The 14,886-nt window shown below is 62.8% G+C and carries 10 protein-coding genes, 1 tRNA gene and 1 pseudogene; 8 read left to right on the top strand and 4 right to left on the bottom strand.

Annotation, left to right across the window (positions count from 1 at the left end; genetic code table 11):
- Nucleotides 1–50: 50 nt before the first annotated feature.
- From hglS to K6N12_RS09630, 6 genes are all read left to right on the top strand, one after another.
- A complete protein-coding gene (gene hglS / locus K6N12_RS09655) occupies nucleotides 51–1,463 on the top strand; it encodes a 2-oxoadipate dioxygenase/decarboxylase HglS (RefSeq protein WP_097624988.1) in 1,413 nt (470 codons plus the stop codon).
- Nucleotides 1,464–1,528: 65 nt separating this feature from the next.
- Complete coding sequence (locus K6N12_RS09650; protein ID WP_097624987.1) at nucleotides 1,529–2,812, top strand: NAD(P)/FAD-dependent oxidoreductase; 1,284 nt, start codon at nucleotides 1,529–1,531, stop codon at nucleotides 2,810–2,812.
- A 45-nt stretch (nucleotides 2,813–2,857) separates the two neighbouring features.
- Nucleotides 2,858–4,396: an L-piperidine-6-carboxylate dehydrogenase gene (gene amaB / locus K6N12_RS09645; protein WP_097624986.1), complete on the top strand. Its 1,539-nt coding sequence runs from the start codon at nucleotides 2,858–2,860 to the stop codon at nucleotides 4,394–4,396.
- Nucleotides 4,397–4,713: 317 nt separating this feature from the next.
- Nucleotides 4,714–5,736 (top strand): iron ABC transporter substrate-binding protein, encoded by a 1,023-nt coding sequence (locus tag K6N12_RS09640; RefSeq protein WP_097624985.1) that lies wholly within the window; start codon nucleotides 4,714–4,716, stop codon nucleotides 5,734–5,736.
- 63 nt (nucleotides 5,737–5,799) lie between these two features.
- Entirely contained in the window at nucleotides 5,800–7,467 is a 1,668-nt protein-coding gene (locus tag K6N12_RS09635; RefSeq protein WP_097624984.1) for an ABC transporter permease, read from the top strand.
- Nucleotides 7,464–8,501 (top strand): ABC transporter ATP-binding protein, encoded by a 1,038-nt coding sequence (locus K6N12_RS09630; protein ID WP_097624983.1) that lies wholly within the window; start codon nucleotides 7,464–7,466, stop codon nucleotides 8,499–8,501. The genes K6N12_RS09635 and K6N12_RS09630 overlap by 4 nt, the downstream gene beginning before the upstream one ends.
- Nucleotides 8,502–8,503: 2 nt before the next feature.
- Here the strand turns inward: K6N12_RS09630 and K6N12_RS09625 are convergent, their stop codons facing one another.
- The 3 genes from K6N12_RS09625 to K6N12_RS09615 all read right to left on the bottom strand — a co-directional run bounded on the left by K6N12_RS09625 (nucleotide 8,504) and on the right by K6N12_RS09615 (nucleotide 13,400).
- Complete coding sequence (locus tag K6N12_RS09625; RefSeq protein WP_097624982.1) at nucleotides 8,504–9,838, bottom strand: glucoamylase family protein; 1,335 nt, start codon at nucleotides 9,836–9,838, stop codon at nucleotides 8,504–8,506.
- Between the two features lie 266 nt (nucleotides 9,839–10,104).
- Complete coding sequence (locus K6N12_RS09620) at nucleotides 10,105–11,886, bottom strand: gamma-glutamyltransferase family protein (RefSeq protein WP_097624981.1); 1,782 nt, start codon at nucleotides 11,884–11,886, stop codon at nucleotides 10,105–10,107.
- A 71-nt stretch (nucleotides 11,887–11,957) separates the two neighbouring features.
- Nucleotides 11,958–13,400, bottom strand: coding sequence for a M81 family metallopeptidase (locus K6N12_RS09615; protein ID WP_097624980.1), 1,443 nt, complete (start codon nucleotides 13,398–13,400; stop codon nucleotides 11,958–11,960).
- 185 nt (nucleotides 13,401–13,585) lie between these two features.
- Here K6N12_RS09615 and K6N12_RS09610 point away from each other — a divergent pair.
- Nucleotides 13,586–13,861 (top strand): annotated as a pseudogene (locus tag K6N12_RS09610) (HNH endonuclease); the annotation flags it as partial.
- Nucleotides 13,862–13,991: 130 nt separating this feature from the next.
- Here K6N12_RS09610 and K6N12_RS09605 read toward each other — a convergent pair.
- Nucleotides 13,992–14,066, bottom strand: a tRNA-Gly gene (locus K6N12_RS09605).
- A 256-nt stretch (nucleotides 14,067–14,322) separates the two neighbouring features.
- On the opposite strand from K6N12_RS09605, the gene K6N12_RS09600 reads away from it, so the two are divergent.
- Nucleotides 14,323–14,832, top strand: coding sequence for a prolyl-tRNA synthetase associated domain-containing protein (locus K6N12_RS09600; RefSeq protein ID WP_097624979.1), 510 nt, complete (start codon nucleotides 14,323–14,325; stop codon nucleotides 14,830–14,832).
- Nucleotides 14,833–14,886: the final 54 nt, after the last annotated feature.

The raw sequence follows: 14,886 nt of genomic DNA, 5'->3' as shown, positions 1-14,886 counted from the left end.
GTTGTAAAGAGGCTCATCCTGCAAAAACGGAATGAGCCGGAGTTTCCGAGATGCCGCAAGCCTTCGTTTCCACAGACCGTATCCGCTCGCTGTTCACCGAAGCGATGTCGCAGATGTATCGGGCCGAGGTGCCGCAATATGGCACGCTGATCGAACTGGTGGCGGATGTGAATGCCGGCTGCCTCAAAAACAATCCCGATCTGCGCGAAAGGCTGGCCGGCGCCGGCGAACTGGAGCGCATTGATGTCGAGCGCCACGGCGCCATCCGGCTCGGCACGGCGGAAGAGCTTTTCACCATCCGCCGGCTGTTTGCGGTCATGGGCATGCAGTCGGTCGGCTATTACGATCTCTCGGTCGCCGGCGTGCCTGTTCACTCTACCTGCTTCCGGCCGATCGACGAGGCCGCACTCAACATCAATCCGTTCCGCGTCTTCACCTCGCTGTTGCGCTTGGAGCTGATCGAGGACGAAGGGCTGCGCAGCGAAGCCGAAGCCATTCTGGCAAAGCGGCGCATCTATACGCCGCGCGCCGTCGCGCTGATCGAGCGTCACGAGCAGAATGGCGGCCTGACGGAGGCGGAGGCGACGGAGTTCGTCGCCGAGGCGCTTGAAACCTTCCGTTGGCACGGCGAGGCGACGGTTAGCGCCGAAACCTATAAGCGCCTGCATGATGCGCACCGGTTGATCGCCGACGTTGTCAGCTTCAAGGGCCCGCATATCAACCACCTGACGCCGCGCACGCTCGATATCGATGCCGTCCAGGCCCGCATGCCGGAACGCGGCATCACCCCGAAGGCCGTCATCGAAGGACCGCCGCGCCGCCATTGCGATATTCTGCTGCGGCAGACGAGCTTCAAGGCGCTTGAAGAAACGATCGTCTTTGCCGGTGACGTGGAAGCGGTTCAAGGGACGCATACCGCCCGTTTCGGCGAGATCGAACAGCGCGGCGTGGCACTGACGGCCAAGGGCCGGGCGCTCTACGACCGGCTGCTCGCCTCGGTCCGCGGCGAAGTGCAGGTCGGCGCCGGCGGCGCCAAGGCCGGCGCCTACGATCAGGAACTTGCCGAGCGTTTCAAGGCGCTGCCGGACAGCTGGGAAGAGCTGCGCAGGCAAGGTCTCGCCTTCTTCCGTTACTGCGCGACGCCTGCGGGCATTGCTGCGGCCGTAGGCGCCCCGCTCCCCGGCGATCCGGAAGCGCTGATCGCCAAGGGTTACCTTGCCTTCTCGCCGATCGTCTACGAAGATTTCCTGCCCGTCAGCGCGGCCGGCATCTTCCAGTCGAATCTCGGCACCGATCAGCAGCAGAATTATGCGACACGTTCGAACCGCGACGCCTTCGAGGCGGCGCTCGGCGCCACCGTTCAGGACGAGTTGGCGCTTTATGCCGAGCGCCAGGCCGCCTCGCTGGATGCGGCAATGGAAGCGCTGGGGCTCGCGCCGCTGCAGTTGAAGACCGTCGCGTAAAATGGCCTTCAACACTTCATCATATGCGTTAGAGTACCGCGATTTCGTTCCGATCGGACTAGACCATGCTGAATGATCCGCGCTCCCACGGCCTCTGGGAAAAGACCGCAGCCGAGCCGCCGGCGACCTTGCCTCTCGAAGGCGCGGTGTCTGCCGATGTCGTCGTGGTCGGTGGTGGCTACACCGGTCTGTCCTCCGCCCTGCATCTTGCCGAAGCCGGGTCGAGGGTGGTGCTCTTGGAGGCGAAGGAAATCGGTTTCGGCGGCGCGGGGCGCAATGTCGGCCTGATCAATGCCGGCATGTGGGTGATGCCCGACGATCTGCCCGGTGTGCTCGGCCCGGTGCATGGCGAGCGCCTGCTCGAGCTGCTCGGCAATGCGCCGAAGCTCGTCATGGAGCTGATCGACAGGCACCGGATCGCCTGCGAACTCGAACGCAACGGCACGCTGCACTGCGCCGTCGGCGCCGACGGGCTGAAGGAGATCGAGGCGCGCGCGGCGCAATGGTCCGCGCGCGGCGCGCCCGTGACGCTGCTCGATGCGGCGGAGACAGCCAGACGCATCGGTAGCGACGCCTATACCGGTTCGCTGCTCGACATGCGCGCCGGCACGCTGCAGCCGCTGGCCTATGCGCGCGGCCTTGCCCATGCCGCCGTCAAGGCGGGCGTTGCCATCCACACGTCGAGTCCCGTCATCGCAACGGAGCGCAACGGCAGCCGCTGGACCGTGAAGACGGCAAACGGCGCGGTCAGCGCCGACTGGATCATCGTCGCGACCGATGCCTACAGCACCGGCCCCTTCGAGCAGGTGCGCAACGAGCAGGTCTATCTGCCCTATTTCAACTTCGCCACCGTGCCGCTCGGCCATAATCTGCGCCAGTCGATCCTGCCGGGGCGGGAAGGCGCATGGGACACCAAGGACATCCTCTCCTCCTTCCGCATGGACCAGGCCGGGCGTCTCGTTTTCGGCAGTGTCGGGGCGCTGCGCAATACCGGGCTAGCCGTGCACAAGGGCTGGGCTAAGCGCGCCTTGAAGCGGCTGTTCCCGATTATCGGCGATGTCGAATTCGAATGCGAATGGTACGGCCAGATCGGCATGACCGACAATGCGCTGCCGCGCTTTCATAAATTCGCGCCCGGTGTCGTCGGCTTTTCGGGTTACAATGGCCGCGGCATTGCCCCCGGCACGGTGTTCGGCCGGACACTGGCCGAGCATATTCTCGGCCGGCTGACCGAAGACGCTCTGCCGCTGCCTTTGACATCACCCACCGAGCCGAGCTTCCGTGCGCTCAAGGAACTATGGTACGAAGCCGGCGCTCAGGTCGCCCATTTCGCCGATGCTCGCTTCTGAGAAGCGATGAACGCTTCTGAGAATAATAAGATTGGAACCACGACAATGACTATCGCCGTCCTCGATCTCGCCACCGAAACCGCCAAGCTGCTTGCCGAACTCGGCGTTGACGCCGGCCGCTATCACGGCGGCACGCTTTCCGTCGCCTCGCCGGTGACGGGCAAGGAAATCGGTAAATTGAGGGAGCATACCGTCTCCGAGACCAAAGCAGCAATCGAAGAGGCGCACAAGGCCTTCCTCGAATGGCGCTCCGTCCCGGCGCCGAAGCGCGGCGAGCTGGTCCGCCTGCTCGGTGAGGAGCTGCGTGCGGCAAAGACGGCGCTCGGCCGTCTCGTCTCGATCGAGGTCGGCAAGATCACCTCGGAAGGTCTCGGCGAAGTGCAGGAGATGATCGATATCTGCGATTTCGCCGTCGGCTTGTCCCGCCAGCTCTACGGCCTGACGATCGCCACCGAACGCTCCGAGCACCGGATGATGGAAAGCTGGCATCCGCTCGGCGTGGTCGGCATCATCTCCGCCTTCAACTTCCCCGTCGCCGTCTGGTCATGGAATGCGGCACTTGCAATGGTCTGCGGCAATTCCACCGTCTGGAAGCCCTCGGAAAAGACGCCATTGACCGCACTTGCCGTGCAGGCGCTGTTCGAAAAGGCGCTGAAGCGTTTCATCGCCGAGGGCGGCACGGCGCCGGCCAATCTATCGACATTGATCATCGGCGGCCGTGAGGTCGGCGAGGTCCTCGTCGACCATCCGAAAATCCCGCTCGTCTCCGCCACCGGTTCAACGGCTATGGGCCGCGCCGTCGGTCCGCGCCTGTCGCAGCGTTTTGCCCGCGGCATTCTCGAACTCGGCGGCAACAATGCGGCGATCGTCTGCCCGAGCGCCGATCTCGACCTGACGCTGCGCGGCGTCGCCTTCTCCGCCATGGGCACGGCCGGCCAGCGCTGCACGACGCTGCGCCGTCTCTTCGTGCATGAGAGCGTCTACGACCAGCTGGTGCCGCGGCTCCAGAAGGCCTATGGTTCCGTCACCATCGGCAATCCGCTCGAAACAGGCACGCTGGTCGGACCGCTGATCGACGGCCAGGCTTTCGAGAAGATGCAGGCAGCACTCAGCCAGGCGACATCGGCCGGCGGCAAGGTGACCGGCGGTGATCGCGTCGGCAACGGTTTGACCGATGCCTTCTACGTTCGCCCGGCGCTCGTCGAAATGCCGGCGCAAACCGGCCCGGTCGAGCACGAGACCTTCGCGCCGATCCTCTACGTGATGAAATACAGCGATTTCGATACGGTACTGGCCCTGCACAATGCGGTGCCGCAGGGGCTGTCGTCGTCGATCTTCACCAACGACATGCGCGAGGCCGAAACCTTCGTCTCCGCCCGCGGCTCGGATTGCGGCATCGCCAACGTCAATCTCGGCCCGTCGGGCGCCGAAATCGGTGGCGCCTTCGGTGGCGAGAAGGAAACCGGCGGCGGCCGCGAATCCGGCTCGGATGCCTGGAAGGCCTATATGCGCCGCTCTACGAACACGATTAATTACGGCAGAACGCTGCCGCTCGCCCAAGGCGTCAAGTTCGACGTCGAATAAGCCGGCTTGCAGAAAGGCTCGAAAAAGGAGGGCTGCACCCCCTAAACCGCGTCGCACGCAATTCGATTCCTGCGACGCGCTTTAGCTCTTCTTTTGACGCATGTCGTTGTCCCGGAACCGCTGCACACTTCCGGGCGACATGCGCGGAATGCCGCTTTTTCGACCGATCGAGATTTATTCCCTTTTAATATGAAATATTTAGTCAAGATATTGTGATGGCTTTTCCTTGCAGGCCAAACTTGAAATAGGCAGTCAGGAAAAATATACGCCTCTCATCGCCCTTGTGGAGCTCGGGCGGCATTGCCACGGAGGCCATCATGAACTTTGCTCTCAACCGTTTTTCCCAAGCGCTTGCGCTTGCCGCTTCGTTTCTCTCCGCCACTGCGCTCGCCGGCAGGGCCAATGCGCAGGACGAAGGTCTCGTCGTCTACAATGCCCAGCACGAAAGCCTGGGCCGCGAATGGATCGACGCCTTCACCAAGGAGACCGGCATCAAGGTCACCATGCGCCAGGGCAGCGACATGCAATTCGCCAACCAGATCATCCAGGAAGGCGATGCCTCACCGGCTGACGTATTCCTCACCGAGAATTCGCCGGCGATGACGCTGGTCGACGGCGCAGGCCTCTTCGCCCCCATCGAAAAGGACACGTTGGACCAGGTGCCGGATCAGTACCGCCCGGCCGACGGCATGTGGACCGGTATTGCCGCCCGCACCACCGTTTTTGCCTATGACAAGACCAAGCTCACCGAAGACAAGCTGCCGAAGTCGATGCTCGACCTCGCCGATCCGGCCTGGAAGGGCCGCTGGGGTGCAGCGCCTGCCGGTGCAGACTTCCAGGCCATCGTCGCCTCGCTGCTGCAGCTCAAGGGTGAAGACGCCACCAAGGCATGGCTGAAAGGCCTCAAGGACAACGCGACACCCTACAAGGGCAACAGCGTCGCCATGAAGGCCGTCAATGCAGGCGAAGTCGAAGGCGCGATCATCTATCACTATTACTGGTTCGGCGATCAGGCCAAAACCGGTGAAAACAGCAAGAATGTCGGCCTGCATTACTTCAAGAACCAGGATCCGGGCGCTTTCGTCAGTGTTTCGGGCGGCGGCATCCTGAAGTCGACCCAGCATATGAAGGACGCCCAGGCTTTCTTGAAGTTCATCACCAGCAAGGCCGGCCAGGCGGTTCTGAAGGACGGCACGTCCTACGAATATGCCATCGGCAAGGATGCCGCTTCCAACGACAAGCTGACGCCGCTCGCCGATCTCAATGCGCCGAAAGTCGAAGCTTCGACGCTGGACAGCAGGAAGGTCGTGGAGCTGATGACGATTGCCGGGCTGATCTGACGCTTCTGCCGCAGGCTTGCCATGGCCAAAACTATTGCTTTTGGCTCAAGAAAACCTTAGGGCATGACGATATCCGGCAACCGCTCCTCAAAAGCGGTTGCCTTCCTTTTTCGGCGTATGAAGGCATCGGCCTTGCTGCAGGACAACAGATTGCTCGCATCCGGCAACAAGGCGCCGGTCGCGTCGAAGGCCACGCGTATGGGTTTGCCGCGCGCGCGCGCGCCGCACGCCTCCGTGCTCCTGCTTGCCACCATCGTCGCGATCTTCAGTCTGGTGCCGCTCGGCTTCATCGGCTGGGTCACCTACGACGTAGGCTGGGAAACGGTGAAGGCCCTGGTTTTCCGGCCGCGCGTCGGCGAACTGCTCGTCAACACGGTCCTGCTGGAATCGATCACCATTCCGCTGTCGATCGCGCTTGCCGTGACGCTTGCCTGGCTGACCGAGCGGACCGACATTCCTTTCGCCAGGCTCTGGGCCTGGCTTGCCATCGCCCCGCTCGCCGTGCCCGCCTTTGTGCACAGCTATGCCTGGGTCAGTCTCCTCCCCGGCATGCGCGGCCTGCAGAGCGGCGTCTTCATCTCGGTGATCGCCTATTATCCCTTCCTCTACCTGCCGGTCGCCGCAGCCCTGCGCCGCCTCGATCCGGCGATCGAGGATGCCGCGGCCTCGCTTGGCCTTAATCCCTGGCGGGTCTTCTTCCGGGCGGTTCTGCCGCAGCTCCGGCTCGCCATTTGCGGCGGCTCGCTGCTGATCGGGCTGCATCTGCTGTCGGAATACGGCCTGTTCGTGATGATCCGCTTCGACACGTTCGCGACGGCGATCGTCGACCAGTTCCAGTCTTCCTACAACAGCCCTGCCTCCAACATGCTTGGCGGCGTGCTCGTCGCCTGCTGTCTTTTTCTGCTCGGCTTCGAGGTGCTGGTGCGCGGTAACGAACGTTATGCCCGCGTCGGCACCGGCTCGCCGCGTCCCACGGACCGCCGGCGGCTCGGCTGGTTCATGCTGCCAGCCATCTTGCTGCCCATCGCCCTGGCGGTGCTGACGCTCGGCGTGCCGCTGGTGACGCTTGGCCGCTGGCTCTATCTCGGCGGTACCGAGATCTGGCGCATCGAGGTCGGCAGCGCCTTTCTGCAGACGATCGTGCTTGCCATTGTCGGCGGCGTGCTGGCGACGATTGCAGCAGCCCCGATGGCCTGGCTTTCCGTGCGTGCGCCCGGCCGCTTCCAGCGCCTGCTCGAAGCCTGCCACTATTACGTCGGCTCGCTGCCGGGTGTCGTGGTGGCGCTGGCGCTGGTGACGATCACCGTGCGTCTCGTGCTGCCACTCTATCAGACCTTCGCAACGCTGCTCGTCGCTTATGTGATGCTTTTCCTGCCGCGCGCCATGGTCGGGCTGCGCGCCAGCATCGCCCAGGCGCCGGTGGAGCTGGAGCGCGCCGCGATGGGGCTGGGCCGCACGCCGGGCCAAGCGGTGCGGCAGATCACCATGCGGCTTGCCGCACCAGGCGCGGCCGCCAGCGTGGCGCTAGCCGCGCTCGGCATCACCAACGAACTGACGGCGACACTGATGCTGTCGCCCAACGGCGTCGATACGCTGGCGACCAAATTCTGGTCGCTGACCAGCGAGATCGACTATGTCTCGGCCGCACCATATGCCTTCATGATGGTCGTGCTGTCGCTGCCGCTCACCCTCATGCTCTATACGCAATCGAAACGGACCGCCGGCCAATGACGCTGCTTACGATCGAAAACATCAGCAAGCGCTACGGGCCTGTGCAGGCGCTGAAGGATATTTCGCTCGATGTCCAGGCGGGCAGCCGCACGGCCGTCGTCGGCCCGTCCGGTTCGGGCAAGACGACGCTGCTGCGCATTATTGCCGGCTTCGAGCAACCCGATGTCGGCAGGGTAACGCTCGACGGCGAAGTCCTTGCCGATGGGCCTGCGACGGTGCCGGCCCATAAGCGTGGCATCGGCATCGTTTCGCAAGACGGCGCGCTGTTTCCGCACTTGAGCGTCGCCGAAAATATCGGCTTCGGCTTCGAGCGGGGGGCAGCGGATCGCGAGAAGCGCATCGTCGAGCTGCTCGATATGGTCGAGCTCGACCGTGGCATGCTGGTGCGGCGTCCGCACCAGCTTTCCGGCGGACAGCAGCAGCGCGTGGCGCTTGCGCGTGCCCTCGGCCGCAAGCCGCGGCTGATGCTGCTCGACGAACCGTTCTCGGCACTCGATACCGGCCTGCGTGAGAACATGCGCAAGGCAGTGGCGCGCGTGCTGCAGGCGGCCGGCATCACCGCCGTGCTCGTCACGCATGATCAGGAAGAGGCGCTGACTTTTGCCGATCAGGTTGCGGTTCTGAGAGAGGGGCGGCTGATCCAGGCCGGGTCGCCGCAATCATTGTATCTGCATCCGCGGGATCGCGAGACGGCGCTGTTTCTCGGCGATGCCGTGCTGCTTCCGGCCATCATCCGCAATGGCCTCGCCGATTGTGCGCTCGGCCGCGTCGCCGTCGAAGGCAATCGTCAGGGCAAGGCGGAGATCATGCTGCGGCCCGAGCAGATCCGCGTCGTTGCCGATGAAGGCGATCGCCGCTATGGCGGGCGTGTCGTTGAGGTGGAGTTCGGCGGCGCGGTCTGCACCGTTGCGGTTTCGCTCGACGGTGTCGCCCTGCCGCCGATCCTGATCAAGACCTCAAGCGTCGCGCTTCCCTCACGAGGCGATCTCGTTCGCTTGGATATCGCGGGCAAGGCGCATATCTTCGAAAACTAAATTCAGCCGAACTTGCGCACCACTTCTTCCGGTTCGATGCCTTCGAGCCAGCCGCCGGTGAAGCCGGCGCGCTCGAGCCCGAGGCGGATGGCCGGCGATTGCCGCATCAGTTTCCAGATGAAGTCGGAGCGCTCGTTCTCGATGGTCATGACGACGAGACCCTGGTCGATGCCGACGGTGCGGTCATCGACCCAGCCTTCCGGCCGCTTGGTCTTGACGGTCGGGTTGAAGCCACCAGGAAAGCCGCCTTCCAGAAGCAGGTTCGGATAGCTGGTCAGCAGCGCCTTGGTGCCGTCGAGAGCCGCCTGCCGGTCGTAGGGCAGGCAGGCAAGCGCGGCCCAGGGCGCGATCGTGCCGTCGTCCGGGCCGAGTGGCGCGCCACGGGCGGCGTAACCCAGAACCTTCGGCTGGCGGCCGCCGCGCATGCGCCGTGTCGGCGGCGGACCGTCGCAGGCGGAGAAACCCCAGATATTCCGGTTATAGCCGACGAACTGGCCGGGATTGCGCTCGGCATAATCCCGCTGGACGTTGATCATCACCTGGGTGTTGCGGAAATAGTCCCAGTTCCGCTCTGCCATCGGTCTGTCCTGAATGCCGCGGAAATCGATCCAGGCATGGGAGAAGAGGTGGATGAACAGTGGACCGGCATAGAGATAGGGCTGCTCGCCATGCATCATCCAGGAATAGCTCGACGTAAAAGCGTCGTAGCATGACTGCGGGATGGGGTGCGTGGGCGATGCGAGCGCCAGCGCATAGAGGATGATCGCCTCGTCGAAGCCGTGATAGCGCCAGCGCAGGAAGCCGGAAGAGGGCTTCCAGCCCATGGCAATCGTATCGCCCTTGTTCAGGGCCCAGCGCCAGTCGACGCGCTCGTAGATGAAGGTCGCGAGCGCGCGGATTTCCGTTTCCGTCTCGTCGTCTTCGCGATCGAAATACTGCGCTGCCGTTAGGATGCCGGCGATAAGCAGTGCCGTGTCGATGGTCGAGAGTTCACTGTTCCAGGCGCGATTGCCGGTATCCATGTGCAGGAAATGGTAGAAGAAGCCGCGGTGGCCCGTTGCGTGACGTTCCTCGCCCTGACGCGCCTCGGCAAAGAAACGCAGCGTATTGACCGTCCGTTCGGCTGCTTCCCTGCGGGTGATCCAGCAACGTTCGACACCGACAGGATAGGAGGAAAGGGCAAAGCCGACGGCTGCGATGCTCGCCGGCACGCCGCCGATCGAAGTATCGGCCACCAGGCCGTTTTCGGGATTGGTATATTTCAGGAAGTACTTGAACGCCGAATGCTGCAGCCTGTCGACGAGCGCTGCATCAATGTCTTCAATCCGTTGCAGCATAGGCTCCTACCCAACTGTTGCATCGCCCCATGCTTGAACATGGCGACCGTCCCCGGGCAAATCAAACCTTTTTGATTCGCAGGGATAAGAGAACACAAATGGGCGGAAGTGGTCGTTAATAATTATTGGTGAAATAATATCTAGCAGAAGTCATATAAGCAGTGCAGCAAAAAGGGTGGGCCGTGCGCCACCGGCCCGGGTTATTTTCCCGTAATACTTGTTGCCTCCACCCTCCGGGGAAGCGGCCGACGACGCGCGCTCCGGCGCTATCGTCCGACCGCATAGGCCTGCATGAGACGCGGGGTGGCCGCAGCGCGCAGCAGCCCGTCGGCATCGCGCCGCGCTGCGGTCAGCCGGCCGATGGTCCAGGGATCGGTAACCGTCAGCCTGTGGCCCTTGCGGGCGAGCGCATCAAGCACATCGGGGCCGAAATTCGCCTCCGCCATCAGGCTGCCCGGCTCGCGGGTGCGCGGATAGAAGGAACTCGGAAAATGGGCTGTGTGAAACAGCGGCCGGTCGATCGCCGCCTGCAGGTTCAGCTTGTGATTGACATGGCGCAGGAAGAAGGAGAGCTGCCATTGTTCCTGCTGGTCGCCGCCCGGCGTGCCGAAGGCCAGTGTCGGGCGGCCCTCGTAAAGGCCCAGCGAGGGCGTCAGTGTCGTGCGCGGACGCTTTCCCGGCGCCAGCGAGGTCGGCAGTTCCGGCTTCAGCCAGAACATCTGGGCCCGGGAATTGAGGCAGAAGCCGAGGCCGGGAACGGTTGGTGAAGACTGCAGCCAACCGCCGGATGGCGTGACGGAGACCATGTTGCCGTCGCGGTCGATCACGTCGATATGCACGGTGTCGCCGCGTTTTTCCAGATGCGCCATGGTCGGTTCGTAGACGGCGCCCGTCTTGGACGCAGCGCCGAGCATCGTCATCGTCAGATCATGCTGCGTTTCGAAACCTGGAACGATGCCGGGGCGAAGATCAAGGGAGGCGTCCGCGCCGATCAGCTTGCGGCGCTCGCTCGCATAGGCATCCGACAGCAGATGGGTGACGGGAACCTCGGAAAAATCGGGATCGCCATAATAGACCTCGCGATCGGCGAAGGCGAGTTTCATCGCTTCGGTAACGGTATGGACGAAATCGGCGCCATCAGGGTTCATCGCGGCGAGATCGAAACCTTTGAGGATCGACAGGGTCTGCAGGAAGACCGGACCCTGGCCCCAGGGACCGGTCTTGGCGATCGTCCAGCCGTGATAGTCATAGGTCAGCGGCTCCTCGATCGTTGCCGACCAGGTCGCCATGTCGTTGGCGGTCAGCACGCCTTTATGGCGGCTGCCGCTCGCATCCATCACTTCGGCGGTCTTCAGATAGGTATCGATCTTTTCGGCGATGAAGCCGCGGTAGAAGGCGTCGCGTGCCGCCTCCACCTGTGCCTCCTGGCCGCTCTTTGCCTCGGCTTCGGCAATGACGCGCTTCCAGGTTTCGGCAAGCACCGGATTCCTGAAATTCGCCTGTGCTGCGGGGACGCTGCCGCCGGGCAGCCAGGTCGCGTAGGAGGTCGGCCATTCCTTTTCGAAGAAGGCCGCAAGCCCCTTGATGGTCGCGGAGACGCGCGACAGCAGGGGATGGCCGTCCTCGGCGTAATAGATCGCCGGTTCCAGAACGTCGCGCACGCTCATCGTGCCGTAGTCACGCAGCATCAGCATCCAGCCGTCGAAGGCGCCGGGGATGACTGTCGCAAGCAGGCCGTCGCCGGGGATCAGCGTCAGGCCTTCGCTGGTATAATGCTCGATCGTCGCGCCGGCGGGTGCCGGCCCCTGGGCCGAGATGACCTCGACCTTGTCCTTCTTCTTGGAATAAATCACCGCGGGCAGGTCGCCGCCCGGGCCGCAGAGATGCGGCTCGACGATCTGCAGCACGAATCCGGTCGCCACCGCGGCATCGAAGGCATTGCCGCCCTTTTCGAGAATGCTCATGCCGACCGCCGAGCCGATCCAGTGGGTCGAGGTAACGACACCGAAGGTGCCGAGGATTTCGGGACGGGTCGTGAATTCGGTCATTCGGGACGCCCTTCTGGCCGGATGTCTTTTCTGGCCGAATGTCTTTCCTGGGAAGTCGGATGGTTCGAAGCTCAGGCGCGCGCCGAGCGCGCGGAGAGAAAGACCTGCGGCTCGAAGACAAAATCCTTATCGAAGGGGTAGGTCGGATGCTGTTTGCGCAGCCGTGGCAGGCGCTCGACGAACTGGTCGACGACACCTGTCGACAGCGCCATCAGGTTCGGATTGGCGATCGGCGCCAGCTCGGGCGAGAGATATCCCGATTTGACGACGATGATCCTGGCGCCGTGCGGATCAAGTCCGAGCCGGGTGAAATCGACGATATTGTGATAGGGCCGGCGTTTTGCGGAGAGCACAAGATCGATGCCATCGATCGAAACCACTGCCTGGCGGTCGGCCGGGTCCGACGTTTCGTGCAGGAATTTCACGGTGAAGCGGGCCGTGACCGGTTGGCTGCCCTTGGTGTCGAGCGAGGCGCCGACGCTGAGATCGAGCGCCGCGCCGATGCCGCCGGCATAACAGTCCTCGGTCGCCGCCCTGTCGGCAATGCCGGCGAAAACAACGCCCGTCGCACCCTTGGCGATCAGCTCGGCCAGCACGTCGGCCCGGTCACCGACGCCACCGCCTGTGGGGTTGTCGCCGGATTCGGCGAGCACGACAGGAGCGGTCGGGCTTGCGATGGCTTTCGCAACACATTCCTCGACCGAGCCGGTCTCGCAGCCGAAGACGAAATCTCCTCGTGCCTGCCAATAAGCCTTCGCGAGGCGTCTGGCTTCACGCTCCAGCACGGCCCGATCGGTGCCGGTCATGATGGCGGCGGCCGTGGCGCGCGGTTCGTCGGCCCAGACATAGCCGACCATTAAGGATGCGTCCCAGACGCCGTCGATCGCGTCGATCCCGGGCAGCATGTCGTAGAGGCTTTTAGCCGGCTCATCGACTGTGCTGGTGCGCTCGCCGGGCAGCACGACCGGGATCGGCGCCCAGAGAACGACCGGCCTCACGCCTGTTTTCAGGCTCTTCACCAGCATGGCGACCGAACGGCGCATCGTCTCCTCGACATCGACATGCGGCGCGGTGCGGTAGGTGGAATAGATGTCGAGCGCATCGATGATGCGCTGGGTGACGTTGCCGTGCAGGTCGTAGCTTGCCGAAACCGTGCAATCTTCGCCGACCAGCGCGCGGGCAGCACCGATCCAGTCGCCTTCGGCATCCTCCATGCCCTCGACATACATGGCGCCATGCATGGCGAGATAGAGACCGTCGAGCGGCAGCAGCGGTTTGAGTCGCTCGAGGAATTCGCTCTTGAAGGCCTCGTAGGCGGCGCGCGATACCGGACCGCCGGCAATGGCGCGGGCATGGATCGTCGGCAGGAATTCAGCGTCGTAATCCTTAAGGAAGCCGAAGTAAGAGGATTCCAGCAGTCCTGCCCCGCGCAAAACGCGAAAATCCTTCTCTTCGTTCAGGACGGGATTGTATGTGCTGCACTCGATATGAATGCCACCGACGGCGATTCGCATGAAGAACCTCAGATAATGTTAGGAGCGATCAGGATTTTATGGGTGATGTCGGCGCCGATGCGTCAGGGTGGGGGCGGCGGCGGCGGAAGGGGCTGAACTGAACATGAGAGTCTCGATCCGAAGACGTGTTCACTTTGCCTCGACAATAAGTTTACAGACGAAGCAATCAACCAAAATAAATTACAATCGATGCAGCGCATATCCGACCGGTCGAGGCGAGCGGTCCCGATATCGTCAGCAACGGAATTGCCCTATCCGGCACGGCCCATTGGATGTTCGATCGAGGATTGATCGGTCTGGCTGATGATATGGAGATTCTCATCTCACGAGACGTTAATGATCCCGACGCGCTACGGGGCCTGATCAATAACACCGGCCGCGCGATAATGCCCCGGCGCGCATTCGAACGACCGCATGTGCATTTTCTGCAATGGCATCGCGAACATTGCTTCAAGCGGTAAATCTGTCGGCTATTTTATTTGCTCGGGGATTGCAAAACGATAGCTAAGCCCGCGGCAGCGCACACGACGCCGTCACCCTGTCTCGGCTGCTTCCCGTACCCATGGCATCGGTATGAACAAGAGAGAAAACTGGAGCGGGCGAAGGGATTCGAACCCTCGACCCCAACCTTGGCAAGGTTGTGCTCTACCCCTGAGCTACACCCGCTCAATCCGCATCGGTCCGGGGTAGTTGTTGGACCGTGGGCGCCGCCTCGTGGCGACGGGCGCTATATGGCCTAACGGCTTTTCAAATGCAACAGGGAAATGACGAAGGGGCGAAGAAAAATTCGCAAGGTCGCATCAGGCCGGCGGAAAGGCCGCAAATGCGGGGGGTGAGCGTCGGTGGCGAAGATTGCCAAATGATGGGGACGGACTTAATCAAGATGCCTCGACTTTGTCCCCCCTGAGCAATGGATTGCCCGATGCCCGAAAATACCCCCAAGACCAGAGAAGAATTGTTCGCTTTCCTCGACGGGCTCGGCATTGCTCATAAGACGGTCGATCACGCGCCGGTTTTCACCGTGGCCGAATCGGTTGCGCTGCGCGACGAGATCCCCGGCGGCCACACCAAGAATCTTTTCATCAAAGACAAGAAGGACAGGTATTTTCTGCTGACCGTGGAGGAAAATGCCGAGGTCGACCTGAAGCAGGTTCACACTCTTATCGGCGGGTCCGGCCGGGTTTCCTTCGGCAGGGCGGAGAAGCTGATGGACTATCTCGGCGTCATCCCCGGCGCGGTCACGGCATTCGGGGCGATCAACGATACCGCGGGCAATGTCACTTTCGTGCTCGATGCGGATCTGATGCGCGAGGAAATCGTCAACTGCCATCCGCTCTCCAACGATGCGACGACATCAATTGCGAGCGGCGATCTTATCCGATTCATGGAAGCGACCGGGCATAAGCCGCTTGTCTTGAAAGTGACGTCCTGACATACGATTTTAGCGCTACAATGATGCCGGCTGGATCGGCGCGGCGGGAGATAC

It is taken from the genome of Rhizobium redzepovicii, from assembly GCF_019793435.1.
Taxonomy (GTDB): domain Bacteria; phylum Pseudomonadota; class Alphaproteobacteria; order Rhizobiales; family Rhizobiaceae; genus Rhizobium; species Rhizobium redzepovicii.
Note: the sequence above shows the minus strand (reverse complement) of the source record. Positions and strands in the feature narration are given on the sequence as shown.

What these genes read in the sequence shown, in the direction of transcription:
- hglS (WP_097624988.1), top strand. Translation starts at nt 51, where the DNA reads ATGCCGCAAGCCTTCGTTTCCACAGACCGTATCCGCTCGCTGTTCACC.
- K6N12_RS09650 (WP_097624987.1), top strand. Translation starts at nt 1,529, where the DNA reads ATGCTGAATGATCCGCGCTCCCACGGCCTCTGGGAAAAGACCGCAGCC.
- amaB (WP_097624986.1), top strand. Translation starts at nt 2,858, where the DNA reads ATGACTATCGCCGTCCTCGATCTCGCCACCGAAACCGCCAAGCTGCTT.
- K6N12_RS09640 (WP_097624985.1), top strand. Translation starts at nt 4,714, where the DNA reads ATGAACTTTGCTCTCAACCGTTTTTCCCAAGCGCTTGCGCTTGCCGCT.
- K6N12_RS09635 (WP_097624984.1), top strand. Translation starts at nt 5,800, where the DNA reads ATGACGATATCCGGCAACCGCTCCTCAAAAGCGGTTGCCTTCCTTTTT.
- K6N12_RS09630 (WP_097624983.1), top strand. Translation starts at nt 7,464, where the DNA reads ATGACGCTGCTTACGATCGAAAACATCAGCAAGCGCTACGGGCCTGTG.
- K6N12_RS09625 (WP_097624982.1), bottom strand. Translation starts at nt 9,838, where the DNA reads ATGCTGCAACGGATTGAAGACATTGATGCAGCGCTCGTCGACAGGCTG.
- K6N12_RS09620 (WP_097624981.1), bottom strand. Translation starts at nt 11,886, where the DNA reads ATGACCGAATTCACGACCCGTCCCGAAATCCTCGGCACCTTCGGTGTC.
- K6N12_RS09615 (WP_097624980.1), bottom strand. Translation starts at nt 13,400, where the DNA reads ATGCGAATCGCCGTCGGTGGCATTCATATCGAGTGCAGCACATACAAT.
- K6N12_RS09600 (WP_097624979.1), top strand. Translation starts at nt 14,323, where the DNA reads ATGCCCGAAAATACCCCCAAGACCAGAGAAGAATTGTTCGCTTTCCTC.